The organism is Enterobacter hormaechei ATCC 49162 (assembly GCF_001875655.1).
Classification (GTDB): Bacteria; Pseudomonadota; Gammaproteobacteria; order Enterobacterales; family Enterobacteriaceae; genus Enterobacter; species Enterobacter hormaechei.
The window spans coordinates 2,847,080-2,869,365 of record NZ_MKEQ01000001.1 but is presented as its reverse complement, the minus strand read 5'-3'; the positions used below and the strand labels follow the sequence as shown (position 1 = coordinate 2,869,365).

General features: G+C 54.2%; 23 protein-coding genes. 8 read left to right on the top strand and 15 right to left on the bottom strand.

All coding sequences use genetic code 11. From position 1 onward, the window contains the following. Positions 1 to 62: 62 nt before the first annotated feature. Entirely contained in the window at positions 63 to 1,061 is a 999-nt protein-coding gene (locus BH712_RS14295) for an aldo/keto reductase (RefSeq protein WP_006808814.1), read from the bottom strand. 207 nt (positions 1,062 to 1,268) lie between these two features. Between BH712_RS14295 and nepI the strand changes: the two genes are divergently transcribed. Continuing rightward, positions 1,269 to 2,459, top strand: a complete 1,191-nt coding sequence (gene nepI / locus BH712_RS14290; RefSeq protein ID WP_006808816.1) for a purine ribonucleoside efflux pump NepI — start codon at positions 1,269 to 1,271, stop codon at positions 2,457 to 2,459. Between the two features lie 116 nt (positions 2,460 to 2,575). Here the strand turns inward: nepI and BH712_RS14285 are convergent, their stop codons facing one another. The 6 genes from BH712_RS14285 to BH712_RS14260 form a co-directional block, all read right to left on the bottom strand. After that, complete coding sequence (locus BH712_RS14285) at positions 2,576 to 3,481, bottom strand: EamA family transporter (RefSeq protein ID WP_032674178.1); 906 nt, start codon at positions 3,479 to 3,481, stop codon at positions 2,576 to 2,578. A gap of 134 nt (positions 3,482 to 3,615) precedes the next feature. Next, positions 3,616 to 4,995, bottom strand: a complete 1,380-nt coding sequence (locus tag BH712_RS14280; RefSeq protein WP_006812494.1) for a carbohydrate porin — start codon at positions 4,993 to 4,995, stop codon at positions 3,616 to 3,618. A 136-nt stretch (positions 4,996 to 5,131) separates the two neighbouring features. Beyond that, complete coding sequence (locus BH712_RS14275; RefSeq protein ID WP_074166029.1) at positions 5,132 to 5,434, bottom strand: PTS lactose/cellobiose transporter subunit IIA; 303 nt, start codon at positions 5,432 to 5,434, stop codon at positions 5,132 to 5,134. A 5-nt stretch (positions 5,435 to 5,439) separates the two neighbouring features. Beyond that, complete coding sequence (locus tag BH712_RS14270) at positions 5,440 to 6,816, bottom strand: glycoside hydrolase family 1 protein (protein ID WP_032674177.1); 1,377 nt, start codon at positions 6,814 to 6,816, stop codon at positions 5,440 to 5,442. A 17-nt stretch (positions 6,817 to 6,833) separates the two neighbouring features. After that, entirely contained in the window at positions 6,834 to 8,159 is a 1,326-nt protein-coding gene (locus tag BH712_RS14265; protein ID WP_006812491.1) for a PTS cellobiose transporter subunit IIC, read from the bottom strand. 11 nt (positions 8,160 to 8,170) lie between these two features. Further along, positions 8,171 to 8,485, bottom strand: a complete 315-nt coding sequence (locus tag BH712_RS14260; RefSeq protein WP_006812490.1) for a PTS sugar transporter subunit IIB — start codon at positions 8,483 to 8,485, stop codon at positions 8,171 to 8,173. A gap of 293 nt (positions 8,486 to 8,778) precedes the next feature. Between BH712_RS14260 and BH712_RS14255 the strand changes: the two genes are divergently transcribed. Beyond that, positions 8,779 to 9,729 (top strand): LacI family DNA-binding transcriptional regulator, encoded by a 951-nt coding sequence (locus BH712_RS14255; RefSeq protein WP_006812489.1) that lies wholly within the window; start codon positions 8,779 to 8,781, stop codon positions 9,727 to 9,729. 47 nt (positions 9,730 to 9,776) lie between these two features. On the opposite strand, the gene BH712_RS14250 is transcribed toward BH712_RS14255, so the two are convergent. Then, positions 9,777 to 10,073, bottom strand: a complete 297-nt coding sequence (locus tag BH712_RS14250) for a YicS family protein (RefSeq protein WP_003861030.1) — start codon at positions 10,071 to 10,073, stop codon at positions 9,777 to 9,779. A gap of 137 nt (positions 10,074 to 10,210) precedes the next feature. Here BH712_RS14250 and BH712_RS14245 point away from each other — a divergent pair, with 137 nt between their 5' ends. After that, entirely contained in the window at positions 10,211 to 10,630 is a 420-nt protein-coding gene (locus BH712_RS14245) for a GNAT family N-acetyltransferase (RefSeq protein ID WP_006812487.1), read from the top strand. Here BH712_RS14245 and BH712_RS14240 read toward each other — a convergent pair. Beyond that, positions 10,627 to 11,274, bottom strand: coding sequence for a TetR/AcrR family transcriptional regulator (locus tag BH712_RS14240; RefSeq protein ID WP_006812486.1), 648 nt, complete (start codon positions 11,272 to 11,274; stop codon positions 10,627 to 10,629). The two genes, BH712_RS14245 and BH712_RS14240, sit on opposite strands and share 4 nt — an antisense overlap. A 78-nt stretch (positions 11,275 to 11,352) precedes the next feature. Between BH712_RS14240 and BH712_RS14235 the strand changes: the two genes are divergently transcribed. From BH712_RS14235 to BH712_RS14225, 3 genes are all read left to right on the top strand, one after another. Next, the gene (locus BH712_RS14235) at positions 11,353 to 12,852 is read left to right on the top strand and encodes an MDR family MFS transporter (RefSeq protein WP_006812485.1); all 1,500 of its coding nucleotides are present in this window, start codon (positions 11,353 to 11,355) and stop codon (positions 12,850 to 12,852) included. 117 nt (positions 12,853 to 12,969) lie between these two features. Continuing rightward, positions 12,970 to 13,230, top strand: a complete 261-nt coding sequence (locus BH712_RS14230; RefSeq protein ID WP_006812484.1) for an antitoxin — start codon at positions 12,970 to 12,972, stop codon at positions 13,228 to 13,230. 3 nt (positions 13,231 to 13,233) lie between these two features. Then, entirely contained in the window at positions 13,234 to 13,626 is a 393-nt protein-coding gene (locus tag BH712_RS14225; RefSeq protein ID WP_006812483.1) for a type II toxin-antitoxin system VapC family toxin, read from the top strand. A gap of 68 nt (positions 13,627 to 13,694) precedes the next feature. Here BH712_RS14225 and BH712_RS14220 read toward each other — a convergent pair whose 3' ends face one another. Then, on the bottom strand, positions 13,695 to 14,168 hold the full coding sequence (locus tag BH712_RS14220) for a hypothetical protein (protein ID WP_032674176.1): 474 nt from the start codon (positions 14,166 to 14,168) through the stop codon (positions 13,695 to 13,697). Positions 14,169 to 14,549: 381 nt separating this feature from the next. Here BH712_RS14220 and nlpA point away from each other — a divergent pair, with 381 nt between their 5' ends. Further along, the gene (gene nlpA, locus BH712_RS14215) at positions 14,550 to 15,350 is read left to right on the top strand and encodes a lipoprotein NlpA (protein WP_032674175.1); all 801 of its coding nucleotides are present in this window, start codon (positions 14,550 to 14,552) and stop codon (positions 15,348 to 15,350) included. Between the two features lie 33 nt (positions 15,351 to 15,383). Here the strand turns inward: nlpA and BH712_RS14210 are convergent, their stop codons facing one another. Then, positions 15,384 to 16,064, bottom strand: a complete 681-nt coding sequence (locus tag BH712_RS14210) for an EAL domain-containing protein (protein WP_000288876.1) — start codon at positions 16,062 to 16,064, stop codon at positions 15,384 to 15,386. 75 nt (positions 16,065 to 16,139) lie between these two features. After that, positions 16,140 to 16,760, bottom strand: coding sequence for a LuxR C-terminal-related transcriptional regulator (locus BH712_RS14205; protein ID WP_006812480.1), 621 nt, complete (start codon positions 16,758 to 16,760; stop codon positions 16,140 to 16,142). A 570-nt stretch (positions 16,761 to 17,330) separates the two neighbouring features. On the opposite strand from BH712_RS14205, the gene BH712_RS14200 reads away from it, so the two are divergent. Beyond that, positions 17,331 to 17,966, top strand: coding sequence for a LuxR C-terminal-related transcriptional regulator (locus BH712_RS14200; protein ID WP_032674174.1), 636 nt, complete (start codon positions 17,331 to 17,333; stop codon positions 17,964 to 17,966). A gap of 6 nt (positions 17,967 to 17,972) precedes the next feature. Here BH712_RS14200 and BH712_RS14195 read toward each other — a convergent pair whose 3' ends face one another. From BH712_RS14195 to BH712_RS14185, 3 genes are read right to left on the bottom strand one after another with little or no spacing between them, the layout of a single operon-like run. Continuing rightward, complete coding sequence (locus BH712_RS14195; protein WP_006812478.1) at positions 17,973 to 19,037, bottom strand: fimbrial protein; 1,065 nt, start codon at positions 19,035 to 19,037, stop codon at positions 17,973 to 17,975. A 15-nt stretch (positions 19,038 to 19,052) separates the two neighbouring features. Next, positions 19,053 to 21,545 (bottom strand): fimbria/pilus outer membrane usher protein, encoded by a 2,493-nt coding sequence (locus tag BH712_RS14190; RefSeq protein ID WP_006812477.1) that lies wholly within the window; start codon positions 21,543 to 21,545, stop codon positions 19,053 to 19,055. A gap of 15 nt (positions 21,546 to 21,560) precedes the next feature. Beyond that, positions 21,561 to 22,253, bottom strand: coding sequence for a fimbrial biogenesis chaperone (locus BH712_RS14185; RefSeq protein WP_006812476.1), 693 nt, complete (start codon positions 22,251 to 22,253; stop codon positions 21,561 to 21,563). Between the last annotated feature and the right edge of the window lie 33 nt (positions 22,254 to 22,286).

The following is a 22,286-nucleotide window of genomic DNA, read 5'->3' as shown; positions in this document are numbered from 1 at the left end:
CGGCGTATCTGTGGATATAAAAAAACCGGGGAAACCCGGTTTTTTATTTTCAGGATGCTGTATCAGGCATTCACGCCCTTCATACCTTCGGCAGAATAACGCTCGCCTTTGATCGCTACCCGGCGATGAAGGTTGTTCAACGATTCGATATCGCTCTTCTCAAGCACAATATCGGCAGCGCGCGCGTTCTCGGCCAGATAGCTGACGTGCTTAGTACCCGGAATGGGAACCAGCCGATCGTATTGTGCTAACAGCCAGGCAAGCGCAATCTGACCTGCGGTACAGCCGTATTTTGTCGCCAGCGGGGTGATGATATCGAGCAACTGGCGATTGTGATCGAGGCTGGACTGAACAAATCGTTCGTTATTCTTGCGGAAATCACCTTCTGCAAAATCGTTGTTGTTCAGGTATTTTCCCGTCAGGAAGCCTCTGCCAAGAGGTGAGTAGGGCACCAGACCAATACCTAGCGCTTTCACGACCGGCAAAATGCTTTCCTCGATGTCGCGTGTCCACAGAGAATATTCTGTTTGCAACGCGGTGACCGGATGCACGGCATGAGCCCGTTGCAGCGTGGAAGCCGACACTTCGCAAAGGCCGATGTGGTTGATCTTGCCCTCTTTAACAAGGGTGCGCAGACAATCCATACTCTCTTCGATCGGGGTTGCGTTACTCACTCTGTGAAGATAAAAGAGGTCGATTCGCTCCACGCCAAGCCGCTTAAGGGATTCGTTACAGCAGCGGATGATATAGTCCGGCGTATTGTTGATGGTGCGGGCGTAGGAATCGTCAGGAGAGCGATCGATGCCGCACTTCGTGGCGATTTTGAACTGGTCGCGAGTGTTTTTATCCAGCCCGGCAAGAAAGTGACCGATTAGCCTTTCATTATGGCCACGGCCATATAAATTCGCGGTATCAATAAACGTCACGTTCAGATCGATGAGGCTATGCAATACCTGTAGTGAGTCTTTGTCATCAGTCTGGCCATAAAATTCACTCAGACCCATGGCACCGTAGCCGACGGTACTGACGGTAAGATTTTGAGATAAAGTACGTGTTTTCATAGTTTCTCCTTTTCAGACGCTATGATTGTTTCACCTCAATTGTGGATACTGAATTTTCATTTTCGTTATGCTGAAAAGGTATCAGTCACCGCCGATCTGCCTTCCGAATCATTAAAAACGACAAAAGTTGTCAAATCGTTAAATCCGTCACACTTTTGATGATAAACTGCGCGACTTTTCCGCACGTTTTTATCTTCAGGTGACGCCATGACAGAACATATCCAGCCCACGACCAGACCGCAGACCAACGAGGTTTCTCGCCCCAACTGGTCGGCGGTTTTCGCCGTGGCGTTCTGCGTCGCCTGCCTGATTACCGTTGAGTTTCTGCCGGTGAGCCTCCTGACGCCGATGGCGCAGGATCTGGGCATTTCCGAAGGCGTGGCGGGGCAGTCCGTTACCGTCACCGCCTTCGTGGCGATGTTCGCCAGCCTGTTTATCACTCAGGCGATCGGCACCATCGACCGCCGCAAAGTGGTTATCCTGTTCAGCGTGCTGCTGACGCTCTCCTGCCTGCTGGTCTCTTTCGCGGAAAGCTTCACCCTGCTGCTGCTCGGCCGTGCCTGTCTGGGGCTGGGCTTAGGCGGCTTCTGGGCGATGTCCGCCTCGCTGACCATGCGCCTGGTGCCCGCGCGCACGGTGCCAAAAGCGCTGTCCGTTATCTTCGGCGCGGTCTCCATCGCGCTGGTGATCGCCGCGCCGCTCGGCAGCTTCCTCGGCGGGATTATCGGCTGGCGCAACGTCTTTAACGCGGCGGCGGTGATGGGCGTGCTGTGCATTATCTGGGTGTGGAAGGCGCTGCCGTCCCTGCCGGGGGAAGCGGCGCACCACAAACAGAACATGTTCGCGCTGCTGAAGCGCCCGGGCGTGCTGGCGGGAATGACCGCGATCTTCATGTCCTTCGCTGGACAGTTTGCCTTCTTCACCTATATCCGCCCGGTGTACATGACCATGGCGGGCTTTGACGTGGATGGCCTGACGCTGGTGCTGCTGAGCTTCGGTATTGCCAGTTTTGTCGGCACCTCGCTGTCGTCCCAGTTCCTGAAACGCTCCCTGAAGGTCGCGCTGGCGGGTGCGCCGCTGGTGCTGGCGTTGAGCGCCGCGGTGCTGGTGCTGTGGGGCAGCGATAAGTGGGTCGCGTCTGCCATCGCGATTATCTGGGGCTTTGCCTTTGCGCTGGTGCCGGTGGGCTGGTCGACGTGGATCACCCGCTCGCTTGCTGATCAGGCGGAAAAAGCCGGGTCGATTCAGGTGGCGGTGATCCAGCTGGCGAACACCTGCGGCGCGGCGGTGGGCGGCGTGGCGCTCGACCACCTGGGGCTGACGTCACCGCTGGTGATTTCCGGTACGCTGATGCTACTCACCGCGCTGCTGGTGGCGGGGAAGGTGAAGGCGAAGTAGTAAATTTTCTCACCCCTCACCCCGGCCCTCTCCCCAAAGGGGCGAGGGTGAAAAGACCGCACCGAGCAGTCCCCTCTCCCCTGTGGGGAGAGGGTTAGGGTGAGGGGAGACATTCGCTACGCCGATGCCTTAACCCTTCTGCGTGAATCCATCGAAATCAGCACCACCGACGACACAATCAGCAGCGTCCCCAGCCAGTCCGGCAGGGTGAATGCCACCCCAAGTAACACCACCGACAGCAGCGCGCTGCTCAGCGGCTCGGCGCAGCTCAGAATGCTCGCCTTCGGCCCGCCGATCATCTGTGCGCCTTTCAGATACAGGCTGAACGTCAGCGCGGTGCCAATCACCACCAGGTAGAAAAACGCCAGCAGCAGGCCGCCGTCGATCACGAAGGTGGTGCCGCGTCCGGCGTAGAACGGCGTCAGCATTAATCCCGCAATCAACATACTCCAGCCGACAATGGGCAGCGTGCCGTAGCGGGCGATCAGCGTCGACGGATAGGTGGTGTAAAACGCGGCGGCAAACGCCGAGGCGATACCGAAGAACAGCGCGGCAGGCGAGATGGAGAGCGACGTCGGGTCGCCGTGAGTAACCAGCAGGAAGGTACCGATCAACGACGTGAAAATCGCGGATAAGACAAATATGCCGGGACGCGTTTTCCGCGCCAGGGCGAACCACGCCACGATGATGGTCGGCGACAGAAACTGGAGCACGGTAGCCGTAGCGGCGTTGGATTTTTCAATCGTCAGCAGGAAGGTGAGCTGCACGGTGAGCGCGCCAGCCAGTGAGAAAAACAGCAGGCTGATGGCGTCTTTGCGGTTTTTGATGACCGAGAAAATCTTGTCGCCGTGAACAAAGGAGAGCGTCAGCAGGATCACGCCGGTAAACAGCAGACGAACCATGGTCAGGTAAGGCGAAGAAATGTGGCTTTTCTCCATGATGTACTGCGCGCAAACCCCGGAACTGCCCCATAAAACGGCGGCGATCAGGACGTTGAGCATCCCTTTGCGTGTGGAACCCATGTTCTCCCCTGCTATGTTGGTTTTTTTGTAGCATAACATGGGATCTTGCCGGGTGGCGCTGCGCTTACCCGGCCTACAAGCTTTTGTAGGCCCGTGCAAGCGCAGCGCCGCCGGGCGAAACAAACGGCGTCGTACTAGAACCATGCCTCCCACATCGCGCCGACATTGAAGTCGTCAAGCGTTTCGTCTTTGGTGTTGTTCACGCGCGCGGTGCGTTCGTTATCCACCTTGCCGCCGGTCACGTAGAAGCGCAGCATCGGACGGAACTCCGGTCCCATGGCGATGGACATGTTCTGCGACAGGGTCAGCTTCCAGCCCTTGTTGTCGCCGCCGTTGTCGTAATCCACGTGCTGCCAGCCCGCTTCCAGCCAGGTGGAGTGAACGTCATTCCACCAGTGCATCGGACGCACGATGGCGTTGTAGTTCTTGCGGTTGTCGGTCTTATCGCGGCTGTTGTCGTAGTCATGGAAGGCGAGAATGTACTCCACCTGCGTCGCCTGGGTGAATTTATACAGCCCTTCAAAGCTGGCGTAGACCGTGGTCAGATCCTCGGTTTTGTTGAACACGCTGTTGTCCGCGTTATCGGAGTAGCGAGCAATTACCTTGTTCACGCCGCTGTCGTTGGTGTGGCTCAGCACCACGCCGCCCTGCCACGCGTTCAGACGCTCGTCGCTCTCCACCGCTTTGGAATCAAAGCCGTAGTTGGCATACAACTCCATGTCGATCGGGCCGAGCTTCATGCCGTGGATTTTTGAGGTGGCAGCGTAGTTGCCTTTATCGCCCGTGCCGGAACCGCCGGTACAGGTGATGCGCGACGGGTTGGCTTCGTCTTCCATCACTTCCGGGCTACAGGATTCCACCGCCGCCACGGCGGCCACGTCAAACTGCACGCCGCCGATGTCGAAGTTCTTCACCCCGGCGCCCTGGCCGTCGTGGTTCATCCAGAAGTAATCGTTGATGCCCTGCTGCGGACGCTGGTGGAAGTCACGACCGGCCCAGAAGTAAGCGTTCGGGTTGGAGGCCATAATGTTGGTCACCCCCGCGTAGGCTTTTTTCAGGTTAACTTCGTCGCCCCAGTGGTCGATCATGACGTTGATGTCCCAGATGGCGCCGTTGTCACCCCTGAAGGCCTTGGAGAGCTGGAATTCCCCGCCGTTGCCTTCGTTACCCAGACGACCAATGGCGGACGCGCCGTTGTAGGAGCCATCGACAGCCACGTATTTCTGATCGGCGGCCTGGAAGTGGGCGCCGTAGCGGGCGTAGCCGGTAAATTTCACCCCGAACGGGATCGCCATATCCGGGGATTGCGCTGCGCTTTGCGGTTCGGTCACTACGTCCGCTTTTTTCGCCACCGCCGCATCCATTTTCGCCTGACGTTCGGCGAGGGCTTTATCTACCGCTTTCGCCACAATGGCGTCGATTTGCTCCTGGGTGAACTCTTGTGCGAGCACGGAAATTGGGCAAAGCGCGGCGATAACCGCCATGGTTAATGGAAGTTTTTTAATCGTATTCATGGTTATCTCAATATAGTTTAATTTTATTCAGACAATAACCATCCCGCTCCGATCTGACAGAGTATGTCGCTATCATCAGAACAAGTGGATCTTTATTTAGGGTGCAGAGGTATTACCGTAATTATTTCGCCATAGACTATCTCTGATATAAATGAATAATTTCTTCGGATAACTCACGCGCTAATAAGGAATTCATTAAATGATCCTGCGCGTGCACCATGATTAACGTCATCGGCTGGCGGCCTTCGCCCGCATCCTGCTCGATCAGTTTGGTTTGCATCTTGTGCGCCTGGCGCGCGTAGCCATCGGCTTCGCGCAGCAGGCTTTTGGCCTCGTCAAGGTTGCCCTGGCGCGCCGCGTGCAGGGCTTCAAAGCACAGGCTGCGGGACTGTCCGGCGTTGACGATAATTTCCATTACGGCTTCTTCTAATGCGATCATCATCTTTACTCTTTATCAAAGCTGTTATTTAAGGCGGTGGCGGCAAACCACTCTCCGCTTTTCTTAATGGTGCGCTGCTGCGTCTCTATATCGAGCTGAATAAAACCGTAGCGGTTTTTATAGGCATTACACCACGACCAGTTATCAATAAACGTCCACATATGGTAGCCAAGACAATTACACCCTTCGCTAATACCCTTATGCAGCCAGGCTAAATGTTCGGAAATAAACTCGATGCGGTATTGATCGTTTATCTGGCCATTTTCAATAAAGCGCTGTTCATTTTCGACGCCCATGCCGTTTTCAGAAATAAAGCAGCGTGGATTGCCGTAATTGTCGCGCAGGTTAACCAGAATATCGTAAATACCCGGCGCGTAGATTTCCCAGCCGCGGTACGGGTTCATCTTGCGGCCCGGCATCTCGTAGTTATCAAAGAACAACTCCGGCATAAACGGCGCCTGCGGGTTCACCGCGCTGTCGCGACACTTCACGCGACGCGGCTGATAGTAGTTCACGCCGAGGAGGTCGATTTTCCCTTCCGCGATCAGGAAACCATCTTCCGGTTTACAGGCGGGCAGCTGATCGTAGGATTTCAGCAGCGCCACCAGGTCCGCCGGGTATTCGCCGCGCAGGACCGGGTCGAGGAAGCTGCGGTTAAACATCAGATCCGCAATGTGCGCCGCCTTCACGTCCGCCGGGTTCTGCGAACGCGGGTAGGACGGCGTCAGGTTCAGCACGATGCCGATCTCCCCCGCATAATGCCCGGCGCGGTAGGCCTGAACCGCCTTCGCATGGGCCAGCACGGTGTGATACGCCACGGTGGCCGCCCGACGAAAATCCACCACGTTCGGGTAGTGGAAGTCGTACAGATAACCGCCTTCCACCGGGACAATCGGCTCGTTGAAGGTAAACCAGTGCAGCACACGATCGCCAAACAGCTCGAAGCAGATCTGCGCATAGCGGGCGTACGCCTCCACCACGTCACGGTTTTCCCAGCCGCCAATCTCCTGCATCGCCATCGGCATGTCGAAATGGAACAGAGTGATAAACGGCGTGATGCCCTGTTCATTCAGCTCATCAATGATCTGATTATAAAAATCGACCGCGTCCGGGTTCACTTCACCGATACCGTCGGGGATCAGGCGCGCCCAGCTAATTGAGGTACGAAAGCTGTTGTGGTTCAGCTGCTTTAACAGCTGAATGTCCGTTTTCCAGTGCTGATAAAACGTGGAGGTGTGCTGCGGCCCCACGCCGTTGTGAAAACGGTTCGGCTCGCGGGCAAACCAGTAATCCCATGTGGTTTCACCCTCTCGTGTCCCTTCGGTCTGGAGAGCGGAGCTTGCGCTGCCCCACCAGAAGTTATCGGGAAATGCGTATTTCATGACCATTCCTCTTTGACTTAATTGCTTGCGGCTTCAGCGTTACCGACGGTTGCCTGGGCTTTCTGCTCTTCGTTTTTCATTAACGTGCGCTCATAGGCGCGCAGGAACGGCAGGTACATCAGCGCGGACATCACCATACAGACCAGGCACATGATCACCGGACTGAGCGCCCAGTTCGCCGCCCACGAGGCACCAATCGGCGCCGGGGTGGTCCACGGGGTTAATGACACCACCTGAGCCAGCCAGCCGAGCTTCGTTGCGCCGTACGCCAGGCAGGCGTTGACCAGCGGAACAAACACGAACGGGATAAACAGCATCGGGTTCATGATGATCGGCGCGCCGAACAGAATCGGTTCGTTGATGTTAAAGAAGCTCGGCACAATGCCCATTTTGCCGATGGTGCGCAGGTGCGTGGCGCGGCTGCGCAGCAGCAGGAACGCCAGCGGCAGGGTCGAGCCGACACCGCCAATCAGCAGGTAGTGATCCCAGAAGCCTTGCAGATAAACGTGCGGCAACGCCGCGCCCGCCGCCAGCGCCGCCTGGTTTGCGGAGAGGTTCGCCATCCAGAACGGGTTCATGATGCCGGTGACAATCAGCGACCCGTGGATACCGGCAAACCAGAAGATCTGGCACAGCAGCACGGAGAGCAGGATCGCGGGCAGGGAGTCAGACGCGGACACCAGCGGCTCCAGCAGGTGCATGATCGCCTGCGGGATAATCATCCCGGTTTGCGCTTCAATGAACAGGTTCAGCGGGTGCAGCGTACCGATCACCACCATCACCGGGATCAGGATCTCAAACGAACGCGCCACGCCGGTCGGCACTTCCTTCGGCAGGCGGATGGTGACGTTATTCTGCTTTAGCCACGCATAGACGCGGGTGGAGTAGATGGCGGTGATCAGCGCAGTGAAGATGCCCTGACCAGAGAGATACTGGGTCGAGATTTTGCCATCGGCATACGGCGCGGCGACCAGCAGGAAGGCCATAAAGGCCAGCAGGCCGGACATCACCGGGTCGAGGTTAAACTGACGTCCCAGGCTCGCCCCGATTCCTACCGAGATGAAGAAGGTCATCACGCCCATGCTGAGGTTAAACGGCAGCATCAGCTGTTCGCGGTAGGTCTCGGAGAAATCCAGCCAGCCGCGGGCGAAGCTGTTGGTGGTATCCGCCGAGAACGGCGGGAAGATAAACACCAGCATAAACGAGCCGATGATCATAAACGGCAGCGCGGCGGTAAAGCCGTCGCGGATGGCAATCACATACTTTTGCTGACCCAGCTTAGCGGCCAGCGGGGTAATTGACTGCTCAATCACCGCGACCATGGATTGATATAACGAACTCATGTGAACACCTTTTAGTGTGCCGCTTCGATGAGCGACAGAGCATAGTCCAGTACTTTATCGCCACGCTGCATGCCGTAGTCCATCATGTCGATGGGCTGTACCGGAATGCCTTGCGTCGCTGCCTTTTCTGAGAGTGTCTTTAACATGTATTTCACTTGCGGTCCGAGAAGCACCACCTGATAGTGCGGAAACTGGGTATCAAATTCGGATACGCCATACGCATCAATCTTCACGGGCAAGCCCCGTTCTTTTGCAACATCGACCATTTTGCTGACCAGCAGGCTGGTGGACATCCCGGCAGAGCAGCACAGCATAATCTTGAACATCGACAACCATCCTCAAAATGTAAAAAGTTATTGCGAGGATGATTGGACATGATACGGAAACCGGTTTCCATTGATAAAAGACAGAAGTGTGACAACCATCAATATCCCTTGCTTATGAGGCTAATTAACTGGATGTGGGTCACATAATTTGGCTGTTTTGACATCAAATTGAGTGGAAACGGAAAATCGGTTTCCATGGAAAACGGAAACGGATATACTCCGTTCTGGCTATAATGTGAGCCGTAGCGGTGATGGAAATTACAGACGCCAGTTGCGTCTGACAGGGGAGAGAGATGTCTACAATCAACGATGTATCACGTCTGGCCGGGGTGTCCAAAGCCACGGTATCACGGGTGTTGAGCGGGTCGCGTGGCGTTAAAGAAGCCAGCCGTCAGGCTGTTCTGAAAGCGGTGGATGAGTTGAACTATCGTCCCAACGTGATTGCCCAGTCGCTGCTCAGCCAGTCGACGGGCTGCATTGGGGTGATTTGCGCGCAGGAGAACATCAACCAGACCACTGGTTACCTGTATGCGCTGGAAAAACACCTCAGCCAGCATCAAAAACATCTGCTGCTGCGTTTCGCACACACGAAAACAGAAGTGATGAATGCCCTTGAAGAACTCTCCTGTGGCTTATGTGATGACATTCTGGTGATTGGCGCGCGTTTCCCGCTGGACGTGGACATGGACAACGTCATTCTGGTCGACTGTATGGAAGCCGATAACGCCAACAGCATTCAGTTCGACCACGCCTTCGCGGCTGAAACGGCCTGTAACTACCTCACCAGCCAGGGACGTCGCCAGATAGCGCTCATCCACCCGCACGGCAGCGGCTTTGCCGATCAGGTGCTGCTGGGTTACAAACATGCGCTGGAGAAAAACTTCCTGCCCTTTAATCGCAACCTCGTGTTTATGGACGCGACTTCATCGTCCGTTGCGCTTCAGGAATTACTCAACAACGCGACCACGCTGAACTTCAACGCGCTGCTGGTGGCGGACGAGCAGGAAGCCCAGCGGGTGATCCCGCAGCTTCAGGCGTTTAATAAATCGGTACCGGAAGACATCATGGTCTTCAGCCTCGGCGGTTCGCTGCATCTGCCGGGTATTCCGGTGATCCCGGCCATTGAATATTCTATGGACGCCATGGCGGCGCGCATCGTCACCTGGCTGACGGAGAAAACGCAGATGCTGGGGTCTTACGTGCTGCGCGGGGATTTGATTATTCCGGATGTGCGGAAGCGTTAAAATGTTTTCCAGGCCGGGTAAGGCGCAGCGCCACCCGGCGCTCAACCCTAGTAATCCTCCATACAATCCACCTGACTTACCGCATCCCAGTAGGCGTCCAGGTTGTCACGCTTCACGGCGGTGATGGCGTTTTTGATCAGCAGCTGGTTCGCCTCAGACGACAAAATCATCGCCTGCCAGGCCTTATCGCTCTGCTTTTTCTGCGGGGTACAGGTTTTCTTCACATCTTTCAGGACCTGCTGTTTTATCTGGGCCTCTTTCTCCGGAGCGCTCTTCTCCTGCGCGTGAACAAACGCAGCGAAAATCAGACAAACGAGCAGGCAAACCAGGTGTGCAGATTTCATCGAAACCTCCGATAAAGTCACAGGCTTTCCCTGAAATGTAGGGTTATTTTCAGCGACGTGGCCCCGGTCAAAAGTATGAATTTTCCCTGCCATGCAGCTGTGCGATAGTTAAACTGCACAAAAACAAGGAGAACGCTATGCATCTGATCACGACGGAGAACGTCACCCTCCAGGAAAAAGAAGAATTATTAACGGGGCTAAGAGCCTATAACGCGCAGTTTTTAGATTTGGCGACGTTTGGCGGCGATATTGGCGTATATATGCGAGACGACAATGGCGTCATGCTGGGCGGGTTAATCGGCGTACGGAAAGGCGACTGGCTGAACATCGACTATCTGTGGGTCAGCGACAGCGTGCGGGGAACGGGCGTGGGAAGCCAGCTTATCAAAACGGCTGAAGAGGAGGCCCGTCGCAAAGGCTGTCGTCACGCGCTGGTGGATACGGTCAGCTTCCAGGCGCGTCCGTTCTATGAAAAACAGGGCTATCAGGTGCAGATGTCCTTGCAGGATTACCCTTATCAGGGAATGCAGAGACACTATCTGACCAAAAATCTTTAACCGCCGATCCCGGTGCCAATTACGGCTAACACGTGGCGCACCACGATCTCCGGCGAGAGGGCGCTAAGCCTCTCGTCATTGCGCATGCGGGAGAACGGCACCAGCACCAGGCTCAGCAGCGTAGTGAACAGCAGTTCGGGGGCCAGCGCCGGATTCAGCTTTCCCTCCTGCTGCCAGCTTTTGATGGTTGCCAGCGTGGTGTGATATTTCTCATCGCCAAAGCGTGCCTGCAAATGGGTGCGCAGTACCGGCATCTCGCCAATCACCTCCTGCATCCACAGCGGGGCAAACCAGCGATACTTTTCCGCCAGTTCGGCCAGCACCCTGACCATTTCCGTCAGGGCATCCACCGGCGAATCCCGGTTGTCGGCGAAAATCGCCCCGATCCGCTCGCGTAACGGCAGGAAGCGCTCCTCAATCATCGCATCCAGTAACTGTTCTCTGGAGTTGAAGTAGTAGTGCAGCATGGCGGGCGTCACGCCTGCTTCGCGGGCGATGGCGTTCAACGACGTATTGGCGATCCCCTGCCGGGAAAAGAGGTTCAGGGCGATGTCCAGCAGCTGTTCACGGCTGGCGGTAACGCGCTTGCCGCCGCGTGGCCGACCGGGGCGGCGGGGTTCAGAATTGTCCTTTTGTGCTGGCATGGTCACCGTATCTCTTGATCTTATTCATCACTTCCACAAATATTAATTATACGATTAATTAATTTCAAGTGATGTCTCATGGAGTCCGACGTAATGACTCAACCTGCGAAAAACGCGCCGTCGATTAAGCTGCTGTTCAGCGCACTCCTGCTGGTGATGCTGCTCTCGGCGCTGGATCAGACCATTGTTTCCACCGCGCTGCCGACTATCGTGGGTGAGCTGGGCGGGCTGGATAAGCTCTCGTGGGTGGTCACGGCCTATATCCTGAGTTCGACCATCGTGGTGCCGCTCTACGGCAAATTCGGGGATCTGTTTGGCCGAAAAATCGTTCTGCAAATCGCGATTGTGCTGTTTCTTGTGGGGTCCGCGCTGTGTGGCCTGGCGCAGAACATGACTCAGCTGGTGCTGATGCGCGCCCTGCAAGGGCTGGGGGGCGGCGGTCTGATGGTGATCAGCATGGCGGCCGTGGCGGACGTGATCCCGCCTGCCGATCGGGGTCGCTATCAGGGGTTGTTTGGCGGCGTGTTTGGCCTGGCGACGGTGATAGGGCCGCTGATCGGCGGGTTTATCGTTCAGCACGCCTCCTGGCGCTGGATTTTCTACATCAACCTGCCGCTGGGGCTGTTTGCGCTGCTGGTGATTGGCGCGGTATTCCACGGCAGCGCGCGGCGCAGCAAGCATGAAATTGACTACCTGGGGGCGATTTACCTCAGCATGGCGCTGCTGTGCATCATTCTGTTTACCACCGAGGGGGGGACGATCCGCCAATGGAGCGACCCGCAGCTGTGGTGCATTCTGGCCTTCGGCCTGACGGGGATCGCCGGGTTTATCTACGAAGAGCGGCTGGCGTGGGAGCCGATTATTCCGCTGTCGCTCTTCCGCGACCGCAGCTTCCTGCTCTGTAGCCTGATTGGTTTTATTATCGGCATGTCGCTGTTTGGATCTGTCACTTTCCTGCCACTCTATTTGCAGGTGGTAAAAGACGCCACGCCGACCCAGGCCGGTTTGCAGCTGATCCCCCTGATGGGCGGGCTGTTGCTCACCTCTATCATCAGCGGGCGCATCATCAGCCGCACCGGGAAATATCGCCTGTTCCCGATCCTCGGCACGCTGCTCGGCGTGGTGGGGATGGTTTTACTGACGCGCATTTCAATTACCTCCCCAACCTGGCAGCTGTACCTGTTTACCGGCGTGCTTGGCATGGGGCTGGGTCTGGTAATGCAGGTGCTGGTACTGGCCGTCCAGAACAGCGTGTCTGCCGATCAATACGGTGTCGCGACGTCTGGGGTAACGCTGTTCCGTTCCATTGGCGGGGCGATTGGCGTTGCGCTGTTTGGCGCGGTGTTCACCCATATTCTGCAATCAGGCCTGATCGACAGACTACCGGAAGGGGCGCAACTGCCGCGCGAACTGAATCCCGTTGCCATTCACCATCTGCCTGATGCTCTGCGTCTGGACTACCTGGATGCGTTCGGCTCGGCGATCCATGCGGTGTTCATGCTGGCGGCGGGGATTATGGTGCTGGCGTTTGTGCTGTCGTGGTTTTTGCGCGAAGCGCCACTGCGTCGACAGGCGTGAGGTTAGCGGTTCTGCTATTTATTGCGAGTCGCTTTCTGAATTTTAACTGTCTCGCTTGTCGCTTTCCCGGGCGTTAGCGCATGCTGTGGGCTGGTCAATAAACCGACAGAGGTTGCCATGGAACGCACAGCGAAACTATTTAAAAAAGGACGAAACCAGGCCGTGGTCTTGCCTGCGGAATTTGCATTTGAAACGGAGAGTGTTTATATCCGCCGGGATGACGAGGGGAATGTGGTTTTGACGGCAAGGTCCGAGAAAGAACGACACAGAGATAACTTTTTGCGCATGCTAAGACAAACGCATGTGCCTGATACCTTTCTAAGTAAAGAGGAGCGCAATCAGAGCTATACGACAAGAAATCCTCTGGAAGGGCTGTAGAAGATGCTGCATATGCTGGACACTAACATCGTAAGCCATCTGGTGAGGCAGCATCCTGAAGTAGTAAACCGATATTCGCAAATTACGCCTGAAAAGATGTGTATTTCAAGCGTAACGGAAGCGGAATTGCTTTACGGCGTAGCCAAAAAGCAAAACAACAAGCTGCACGAAACCATAATGGAATTTCTTAAAACCATCACTATCTGCGCCTGGGATAGCGAAGCCGCAGCCACCTACGGTGAACTGCGTGCGGCAATGGAAAAGAAAGGGAAAGTGATGGGGGATCTCGATCAGTTGATTGCAGCACATGCTATCAGCCGGGGCACGACGATTGTCACGAACGATCATGCGTTCGGGATGGTACAGGATCTTACGGTTGAGGACTGGACTCAATAAATCAATAAGAAGCGACCTTTCTACATGAACAGGTCGCCTTCAAAAAAATAAACAACTTTTACTTAATATTAAGATTCGCGCTTGGCTTCGACTGATATCTCTCCAAGCTCGAAGATTAACTCCGCAGGAGATACTCTCATTGTTTCCTCAACTGCAATTGCTCGCGCCTTACGAATTGCTTCATCTCCACCTATGATTGGTATACCTTCGCACCAAGTTAATCTGATTTGTCCACGTTTTGAATTTGTTGAAGGAGTCGTTATGCTGTAACCTTGCTCTCCATTAGGCACTACCTTTAACCTCCATTTCATCCCATTTGCTGTAAATGCAATATCTATACGATCTCCTTTTTTGAGTCGAGCTTTTGACATTATATCCTCAGGGATATTTATATTCATAAAGCGTACCTGTTGATCATTAATGCGACGGCATGTTTGTGATATACTTAATTTGTTACTGTATGGTTGCCGCCCTCCTTTTCTTCCTCGCTTTTTCACTACATCACATATAGAAATAAAATCATTGATGCCTTGATCTTTCATTTCAACTTCCTTAAGCCAATTTAACTGTTTCATAATGAATTTTCAAATGAGGTGTTCGATGCGTAGATTAATTTAAATGGGCGCAAAAAGATTGAGTTATATCAATTTGCTATCTAGTATTGCTATTTTTGATCAGGATGTTCATTGATCTATTTGTGTATCGAATTCATAAGCGACATTGTATTTTTTCGCTAAATTATTATATTTGCTTTTTATTCATTGGCTTTTTGTGTGTTTTGTTATTTATTCATGCTGGCAATTTGTTTGGCTGTTCTGCGCTTTTCATATAACTTAACCGTCTTACTGATTCCTTTTCGTTTTTTAGCCTGCCGTCTCGTTGTCGATATAGTCTTCAAAACGTCTATCAAAAGGAACTGTCTCGTGAAACTTCAACTGGGTGCGCTTCTCCTGACTGGCCTGCTGCTCGCGGGCTGTGACCAGAGCGGCAATGATGCCAGACACATTAAAGTCGGCGTGATTAATGGCGCAGAGCAGGACGTGGCGGAAGTCGCCAAAAAGGTGGCAAAGGAGAAGTACGGTCTGGATGTTGAACTGGTGGGCTTTAGCGGCTCGCTGCTACCCAACGATGCCACTAACCAGGGTGAACTGGACGCCAACGTCTTCCAGCATCGCCCGTTCCTCGCCCAGGACAACAAGGCGCACAATTACAAGCTGGTCGCCGTGGCCAATACCTTCGTCTTCCCGATGGCGGGGTACTCCCGAAAGATCAAAGCAGTGTCAGAGCTGAAGGACGGCGCAACCATTGCGATTCCAAACGACCCCACTAACCTGGGCCGCGCGCTGTTGCTGCTGCAAAAAGAGCAGCTGATTACCCTGAAACCAGGCGTTGGCCTGCTGCCAACGGTGCTGGATATTACCGCGAATCCGAAAAACGTACAGATTATGGAGCTGGAAGGGGCGCAGCTGCCGCGCGTGCTGGACGATCCGAAGGTGGATGTAGCCATCATCAGCACCACCTATCTCCAGCAAACGGGGCTGTCTCCGGTGCATGACAGCGTCTTTATCGAAGACAAAAACTCGCCCTACGTGAATATTGTGGTCACGCGTGAAGACAATAAAGATGCGGAAAACGTGAAGGAATTTATCCAGTCCTATCAGTCGCCGGAAGTGGCGGAAGCGGCAGAGACCATTTTTAACGGCGGCGCGGTGCCGGGCTGGTAAGCCACGGTAAAAAGGCCAGCGATCCGCTGGCCGTCAAAGCGTTACGCGGGCATCGGTTCGGCTTTCGGGCCACAGAAAACCCTGACCAGATTGTGCGCCGGACGCGCGGGCGCGGGCCAGATCCCGCGAGTTCTCAATGCCTTCTGTGAGGATTGATTGAGCGATGCCCGCCCTGATCTCCCGCACAAACGGGGCAAGCGGCGCGCGCTCGCGCAGCGCTGAACGGTCAATTTTCACCCCGTCCAGCGGCAGCGCAAGCCGCGTGAACGTCTCAGCCAGTTCCCGGGTTAAATCGTCCAGCCAGATTTGCCATCCCGCCTCTTTTAACCGAACAAGCGTGGCATGAAGACGACATTGCTCAGCTTCACTCAGCCGTGTGATGGTGAGGGGATCCTGAATTTCAATCGTTAACCGTTGCTGATGGCGTAACGCCAGCAACAACCGAATAGCGCGTTCGTCGAGAAGGTGTTCCGCCGGGAGGTTAAGCCAGTAAGCGTCCCGGCCGGGGATCTGTAACAGGGTGTTGGCCTGCCAGAAGAAGATTTGCAGCGCGCTGCGCGAGGGCAGCGAGGCAAACAACACCTCAAGATTGACGTTATGGATTTCCACGAGAACTTCATGCGCGAACACCTGGCCCGAATGAAGATCGACAAGCGGCTGGAATCGCAGCCCGGAGATACGTTGCAACAGGGGAGAGGGAAGAACGGTATACATGGAACAGCCTTCAGGAAAAGAAAAAAGGTTCCCGCGGACACGGGAACAAAAGGCAAACGACACACGGTCAAATTCTTAATTCAGGATCCAGCGAATACTCTGATAAAACGAAGGACCACGCACGGCTTTAAGCTTGTTCATGGCGTTGTTCTTATAGAAATAAACCAGCCTGACGTTACACCCCAGCTGGCGGGCGATTTGCTTGGTTTTGAGGTTACAGGAATAGCCGCGCAATACGCTGGCCTCCTCGCTGGACAGCCTCGCCGGGGTGCGTAAGCGGGTAGTCATGCCCACGTTGTAACGGCCAGATTCTTGCGGCGTCTGGCTCATCAGTATTTGCCACAGCGCTTTGATATCTCCCAGGGAGACTCTTTTGCTGATTACCCCATCAACATGTTTGAATTTCAAATAGCCAGCGGATAACGAATAGATATAGATCTTCGCCGTCGCTTGCTTCTGTTTAATACAGAGAATATCGTCATTCGTCGTCACCCGGAAATGACGCGTATTCAACGGATCATAAATGATAATATCAAAGGGCTGTTCACTCATAGCAAGCTCTTCGATATGGGTAAATCCATGGAAAATGACGTCGTGCTTTTCATCAGGCTCACGCTTTCCAAGCGATTGCAGGCCAATCATGGTGAATTCGCAGCTGTCAATAACGGCAACGTGAATTGTTTTTTTATTTTGCATTGGCATTCTCCTTTCGCTGAGTAAACAGTCCATATAAGAGAAAATGGCGGATCGCACTCTCTTATTAAAAGAATAGCGAGCACTTATTTAAATAACGCGATGCGATGGCATCAATGTAAGCCAATACAAACCGTCGAGTAAAGCTGATGCCAATTGTTAGAGAAAGATAAAATTGAAAAATGGTTTTAATGGTATATGTAATTGTTTTAATCTTCGAATAATATTTATGACAGCTTTTTATTCTGTAAATGAGTGGATAATAAGCATCAGGTAGTGGGTTAATGGCGTTAATCCATTGTTTTATCAGTAGATTATTGCTGCTTCTGTGAGAAAAGATGTGATCGTGGCAGGATTATCTACATCCCTTTATCTGCGGGGGGAGACGGCGTGCAGAATAAAATAGAATTTTTTCTATAAATTTAATGTCCTTGTTCAGATTTTTAGGCCTGAGAAGGATAAAATCCTGGCGTGAAGAGGTTGTGAGTGGTGAGTACATAAACTATTATCCTTTTCCTCCGGTCACGAGAATTTAGAAAAGACATGAATAATACTGAACGTATCGTAAGGGTAATGGTGTTTTACAAAATAAATATATTTAAAGAGATAATATTCCGGGCGCTCCAGGATCTTTTACCCGATTACGTACTGAACATTACTCAGGTCGATTCTACTGAACAGGCGCTGGCGGCGGTGGCGGATAATAATGTGGATGTTTTCTTCACTGAATTTAATTATCTGCTTAATCATAAAGAGTGGAGTGCGGAGGTCAGCAGCCGTTTCACCTCTTTATGTAAAACCCATCACGTCAGGCGTGTTCTGTTGGTGCCCGAGCTGCCTTACGGGCTGTTAAAAAAAGTTCTGGAGATGAAATTTGAATTAACCATCAGCCAGCAGGATGAATTAACTGAACTGAAAAAGGAATTACCCGCGCTGCTCATGGCAGACGGGCAAAAACCGTCGGTCTCGTCGTGGCTCAGGCGGGTCATGCGATCCGGCTCCCGGGCGCGGTCCATCCTCTCGGCCCGAGAGTGGGAGGTGCTTCATCTTATCGTGGAAGGATTTTCAACGACGGAGATTGCCCGTCATCGAAACCGTTCGGTCAGTACCATTGCGACGCAGAAGCACAATGCGATGAAAAAGCTGAATCTTTCCAACCACAGCGAACTGATTAAGTATGTGCAAACGGTTGGAAAGATGGAGGAATAGTTCGCATCAGGGGTAGATAATATTCAGCGTAGCCGATGTATTGATCTTACCCTGGCTAACCTGGTCGGGTGCCCACACGTAATAGTACGCCGCCATCGGAAGGGTGAAATGTTCGTCCAGCGCCGCGCCAGCCGCCACGCTGAAAATCATCGTGGCGTTGCCACGGTTGGTGGTCGAGGTTGAGAAGGTCACTGGCGTTTGCGGGGCGTCACGTTTTATCAGCCGTAGCCCCACGCCCTGCGCCGCGCTACTGCTGCTGTCGATCAGCACCGAGCTGTCGGTTGAGAGCAGTTGCGTACTGGACAGGAACATCTCAATTGCCCGATCGGAATTGCCGTTAACCCCGACGTTCTGACAGCTCATGTTCAGTGAAAAAGGCGTCAGCCCCGGCTGTGAGGATGCACTGAGCTGGGGAATGCCGAGCGTCGGCAGCGCCACGGTCAGCCCCGCGTTATCAAAGGAACAGGTGGTCAGTTTTGGCGCGTATTTGATGATCATCGGCTGTCCAAACATATCGCGGTTGTCGTAAGGCCACTTGAACCCGCTGAATAACCACTGGGCGATTTTGATGACCTGATTAATTGGCCAGAGGATGATTTCCAAAATCGACAATCCGCTCATGTCGCTGACGAACAGAACGTCACTCATGTTCGCCGTATCCCCCGTCAGGGTGGTGCCGCTCTGGTTAACGAGGGTGAAGCGAACCGTAAACGGTGTGTTCAGTTCAGACGCCGTATGGCTACCGCTGGCAGACAGGGTTTTATTGGCCGGGGGATTGGTGATCTCCGCCCGCACCATATACTTGTTATTGCTGAACCCGAGAATGGTCGCGTATTTGCTGTCGGTCGAGAGGATCGGCGTGTAAGAAAATTCACTGTTACCCGTCGTGCAGTTGAACGAGCCGCTGTACTGGGTGGTGAAGCTGCCGGTCCAGGTGGGCGTGGCGGGGCTAAGCTTATCCGATAAATCAATGGTAATCGGTGTGCCATAAACGATGCTGCTGCCGGAGCAGGTGGCATAGCTCATCCCGCTAATGCTGGTGAGGAGCAGGAAAATGAATGATCGTAACATTTTGATAATCCGTAATTAATGGCAAACCGATGAGGGGCTGTTCAGCCCCCAGGCCGGGGCGGAGATTTCGCACTTCCCGCCGCGGAAATGCACGTTAAGCGCGCGCGGCGGCTGTTCAGCGCGGATATACAGTACGCTGGCCTGGCCGACATACCCGACAGATCCACCGTGTTCATCAAGCACTTCGGTGCCAAAGGGCAGCGGTTTGCCGTCGGCACGGGTTGCATGAAGCACCCACGACTGGCGTTTGTCGGTTTCAAAGCGGATATAGCTCACCGCCCCGTCGTAAGGAGCCACGTTAGCCATGTTGCCGATCACCTCCGCGCCAGCGCTGTTTTCCGTTTGAGTTAACGTAATCGCGTTTTTGCGATACGGGGTGGCGTAAGGCACCAGCGCCACGCCATCGCGGTTCGTCATAATGCTTTCATCGCCGTTCACCATCAGTCCCTCTGCCTTAGGCGCATCGACGATGGTCATGGTTGTGCCGGTTTCGTTTGAGGCGAGAACGTGCCACGGGTAGGCCACCAGGCTTCCCCGTCCGCTTAGCCCGGTCTGGCGGTAGTCGGAAGATTCGCTGTAAGAGCCACCGAGTGTGGCAAAGTTCGAACGGTACGCCGCGTTAACGCTAGCCGCATTTTTACCCCCCCGCGCATTACTGCCGGAGAGGGTATAGCTCAGGCGGTTCGACGCCAGCGCATTCCCGCTCATGCTGATATTGCTCTGCTCATAATGCGAATCGCTGGCCGTCAGGCTGGAGGTGATCCACGCATTATTATCAAACAGGGAGAACGGCAGGCTAAGGGAGAGATAAAGGCGCGTCTCTTCTTCACTGTCCTTATTTCGTACCCGACTGGCCGACAGGGTATAGCTGGCGCGGCCAATGGCGTTGGAATAACCCATCTGATATTCGCGCGTGGTTTGCTGTGAGTTCCAGTAATCGCGCTGTGTGCCGGAGACAAACACCGTGCCCCAGTTATTGAGCAGGCGCTGGTTAAGGTTAAGCGTAAAGGTATTTTTGGGCTGCGCCGCGCGCAGAGCATCCCAGGTGCTTAGCGACATATCGGGCGCCACGCCAAACCGATCTTCATAGTCGTCGTACTGCGCTCTCAGGCGCTGATACCCTTCGCGTGAATAGAGCGCGTCGCTGAAGCTGTAATAGCCTTTAGTCGAATAGCGATAGGCCGCCAGCGTGAAGTTGGTGGCGGTGGTATCGATAAATTTGCTGTACGACACGCGATAACTCTGACCGCTGCTGGTGCGATCCTGTAGGGTGGTTTTGGCGTGGGTGACATCAAACGAGACCGCGCCAAAGGGAAGGTTCCACCCGGTACCGACAAGCCCGGCCTGGTAGTTATCGCTAATAATCGTCCCGGTATAGCCGGTGATGAGGTTATTAAATCCGTAGCGCAGCGTGGCCTGCATGAATGCCGGTTCGGCGTCGAGCGTGTTCTGGTGTACTTTACCCGCCACCACGCTGTACTGGCTTACCCCCTCTTTTAACATGCCGGGCACGGCGGAAAACGGCACCGTGAAGGACTGCTGTGAACCGTCCGCCTCACGCACCACCACCAGCAGATCGCCCGCGGAGCCGGTGGGCTGAATGCTGTCGAGCGTAAACTGGCCCGGCGGCACGTTCTCCTGGTAGATCACGTTGCCATTCTGGATAACCTTTACCAGGGCGTTCGTCCGCGCCACGCCGTGGATCACCGGTGAAAAACCCTGCTGTGAATTCGGGCGCATCTTCATGTCCGACGCCAGCGACACGCCGCGCACGCGCAGGGAATCAAACAGATCGCCCGGAATATAAAAGTCACCCAGCGTCAGGTTGGATTTCAGCGAGGCCAGGGGACGGCGCAGATAGCGGGTATTATTCTGCCACTGGCTCTCCCCGCTGGCCGATTTGCGCCAGGCGCTGCTGTCACGAAACTGCCAGCCGAACAGGTTGGCGCCGGAATCCAGCCCGGCATAAAAATCATCGTTTGTATCTTTCGCGGTGCCTTTTGAATGGGTGTTATACCAGGTCGTGTTCCAGGAGAGCATCAGCGCCGGGATCCCCTCGTTCCAGAACTGGGGGGCAATATAACCTTCTTCAGTACGTAATACGGCCGCCTGCGGAACGGTAAGCGCCAGACTCAGGGTACTGGTATCGGTTTTGACTTCACCGCCCTGCACCAGATCGCGCAGCTGGACCTGCCCATGCGCAATGGCGGGGGCAGGAACGGACGCGGTATTAATGCCAAGCGACTGAGCATCTTTCCAGGCAAGGCGGATGTCGTCACGCTGCTCGCCGTAGATGACGGTATAACGTCCCTTCCAGCTGCCGTTTACGTAGATATCCATCTCCTGACTGCCGGCAGGCATGACGTTGTTTTCGGAAAAGCGAGACAGATCGGACTCACCGGATGCGCCAGCAAGCAGGGAGGGATCAAACGAGACGGCCCCTGATTTATGCGAAAGCAGAAGCGTGCAGACTGCCAGCAGACAGAGTCTGTTTTGTTTCATTTTCATGGTGAGTCTTTCCGATCACTGACTGGTGAAAGTCCGGGTTTTATACGCGCCAAGATCGTCCACATACATCAGCTGGAAGGTCTGCCCGTGCTTAACCGTATTTTTTGTGGCGACCGTCAGCTGCCCAAACGGGGAAACCATCGGGGACTCCTGAAGTAATTTCGTTTTACCCAGCGAAATATTGGCGACCGTAATATGGAACGGACTGTTATTTGTAATGCGAAAGCGATCGCCGTCGGCGGCGAGCGTCAGTTTCGCCACCGCGTCATCCAGGGTGCCTTTCAGCGCTGCGGGCCGATAAAAAAGTTTGATACGGGATTTAATCGCCAGCTGAACGGTATTTTGGTTTTGCAGATTTTCAGGCTTTGGCGGAATGTCGAGGACATTCAGGAAAAAGACGGATTCCCGATCCGCAGGCAAACTGGACGGCAGCTTTTTAATACGAAGCTGTTGGCCATTATGTTCATCGACCTTTATCACCGGCGGTGACAGCAGAAACGGCACATTGGCTGTTTCCGGCGTGGAGTTAATATCACCGTCATCTATCCAGGATTGCACCAGAGCGGGCGCATCACCCGTATTCATTAACTGGACGATCACCTCTTTATTATTTTCAGGATAAAGGACACGGGTGCCATTAATGACAATATTGGCCCATGAGTGACCTGTGCTTAACAGTAAGCCTGCCAGCAAAATTGCCTTGCGCATGATTGCAACCTTAAATGCAGGCTCTGCGAAAAC

What these genes read in the sequence shown, in the direction of transcription:
- BH712_RS14295 (WP_006808814.1), bottom strand. Translation starts at nt 1,061, where the DNA reads ATGAAAACACGTACTTTATCTCAAAATCTTACCGTCAGTACCGTCGGC.
- nepI (WP_006808816.1), top strand. Translation starts at nt 1,269, where the DNA reads ATGACAGAACATATCCAGCCCACGACCAGACCGCAGACCAACGAGGTT.
- BH712_RS14285 (WP_032674178.1), bottom strand. Translation starts at nt 3,481, where the DNA reads ATGGGTTCCACACGCAAAGGGATGCTCAACGTCCTGATCGCCGCCGTT.
- BH712_RS14280 (WP_006812494.1), bottom strand. Translation starts at nt 4,995, where the DNA reads ATGAATACGATTAAAAAACTTCCATTAACCATGGCGGTTATCGCCGCG.
- BH712_RS14275 (WP_074166029.1), bottom strand. Translation starts at nt 5,434, where the DNA reads ATGATCGCATTAGAAGAAGCCGTAATGGAAATTATCGTCAACGCCGGA.
- BH712_RS14270 (WP_032674177.1), bottom strand. Translation starts at nt 6,816, where the DNA reads ATGAAATACGCATTTCCCGATAACTTCTGGTGGGGCAGCGCAAGCTCC.
- BH712_RS14265 (WP_006812491.1), bottom strand. Translation starts at nt 8,159, where the DNA reads ATGAGTTCGTTATATCAATCCATGGTCGCGGTGATTGAGCAGTCAATT.
- BH712_RS14260 (WP_006812490.1), bottom strand. Translation starts at nt 8,485, where the DNA reads ATGTTCAAGATTATGCTGTGCTGCTCTGCCGGGATGTCCACCAGCCTG.
- BH712_RS14255 (WP_006812489.1), top strand. Translation starts at nt 8,779, where the DNA reads ATGTCTACAATCAACGATGTATCACGTCTGGCCGGGGTGTCCAAAGCC.
- BH712_RS14250 (WP_003861030.1), bottom strand. Translation starts at nt 10,073, where the DNA reads ATGAAATCTGCACACCTGGTTTGCCTGCTCGTTTGTCTGATTTTCGCT.
- BH712_RS14245 (WP_006812487.1), top strand. Translation starts at nt 10,211, where the DNA reads ATGCATCTGATCACGACGGAGAACGTCACCCTCCAGGAAAAAGAAGAA.
- BH712_RS14240 (WP_006812486.1), bottom strand. Translation starts at nt 11,274, where the DNA reads ATGCCAGCACAAAAGGACAATTCTGAACCCCGCCGCCCCGGTCGGCCA.
- BH712_RS14235 (WP_006812485.1), top strand. Translation starts at nt 11,353, where the DNA reads ATGGAGTCCGACGTAATGACTCAACCTGCGAAAAACGCGCCGTCGATT.
- BH712_RS14230 (WP_006812484.1), top strand. Translation starts at nt 12,970, where the DNA reads ATGGAACGCACAGCGAAACTATTTAAAAAAGGACGAAACCAGGCCGTG.
- BH712_RS14225 (WP_006812483.1), top strand. Translation starts at nt 13,234, where the DNA reads ATGCTGCATATGCTGGACACTAACATCGTAAGCCATCTGGTGAGGCAG.
- BH712_RS14220 (WP_032674176.1), bottom strand. Translation starts at nt 14,168, where the DNA reads ATGAAAGATCAAGGCATCAATGATTTTATTTCTATATGTGATGTAGTG.
- BH712_RS14210 (WP_000288876.1), bottom strand. Translation starts at nt 16,064, where the DNA reads ATGTATACCGTTCTTCCCTCTCCCCTGTTGCAACGTATCTCCGGGCTG.
- BH712_RS14205 (WP_006812480.1), bottom strand. Translation starts at nt 16,760, where the DNA reads ATGCAAAATAAAAAAACAATTCACGTTGCCGTTATTGACAGCTGCGAA.
- BH712_RS14200 (WP_032674174.1), top strand. Translation starts at nt 17,331, where the DNA reads ATGGTGTTTTACAAAATAAATATATTTAAAGAGATAATATTCCGGGCG.
- BH712_RS14195 (WP_006812478.1), bottom strand. Translation starts at nt 19,037, where the DNA reads ATGTTACGATCATTCATTTTCCTGCTCCTCACCAGCATTAGCGGGATG.
- BH712_RS14190 (WP_006812477.1), bottom strand. Translation starts at nt 21,545, where the DNA reads ATGAAAATGAAACAAAACAGACTCTGTCTGCTGGCAGTCTGCACGCTT.
- BH712_RS14185 (WP_006812476.1), bottom strand. Translation starts at nt 22,253, where the DNA reads ATGCGCAAGGCAATTTTGCTGGCAGGCTTACTGTTAAGCACAGGTCAC.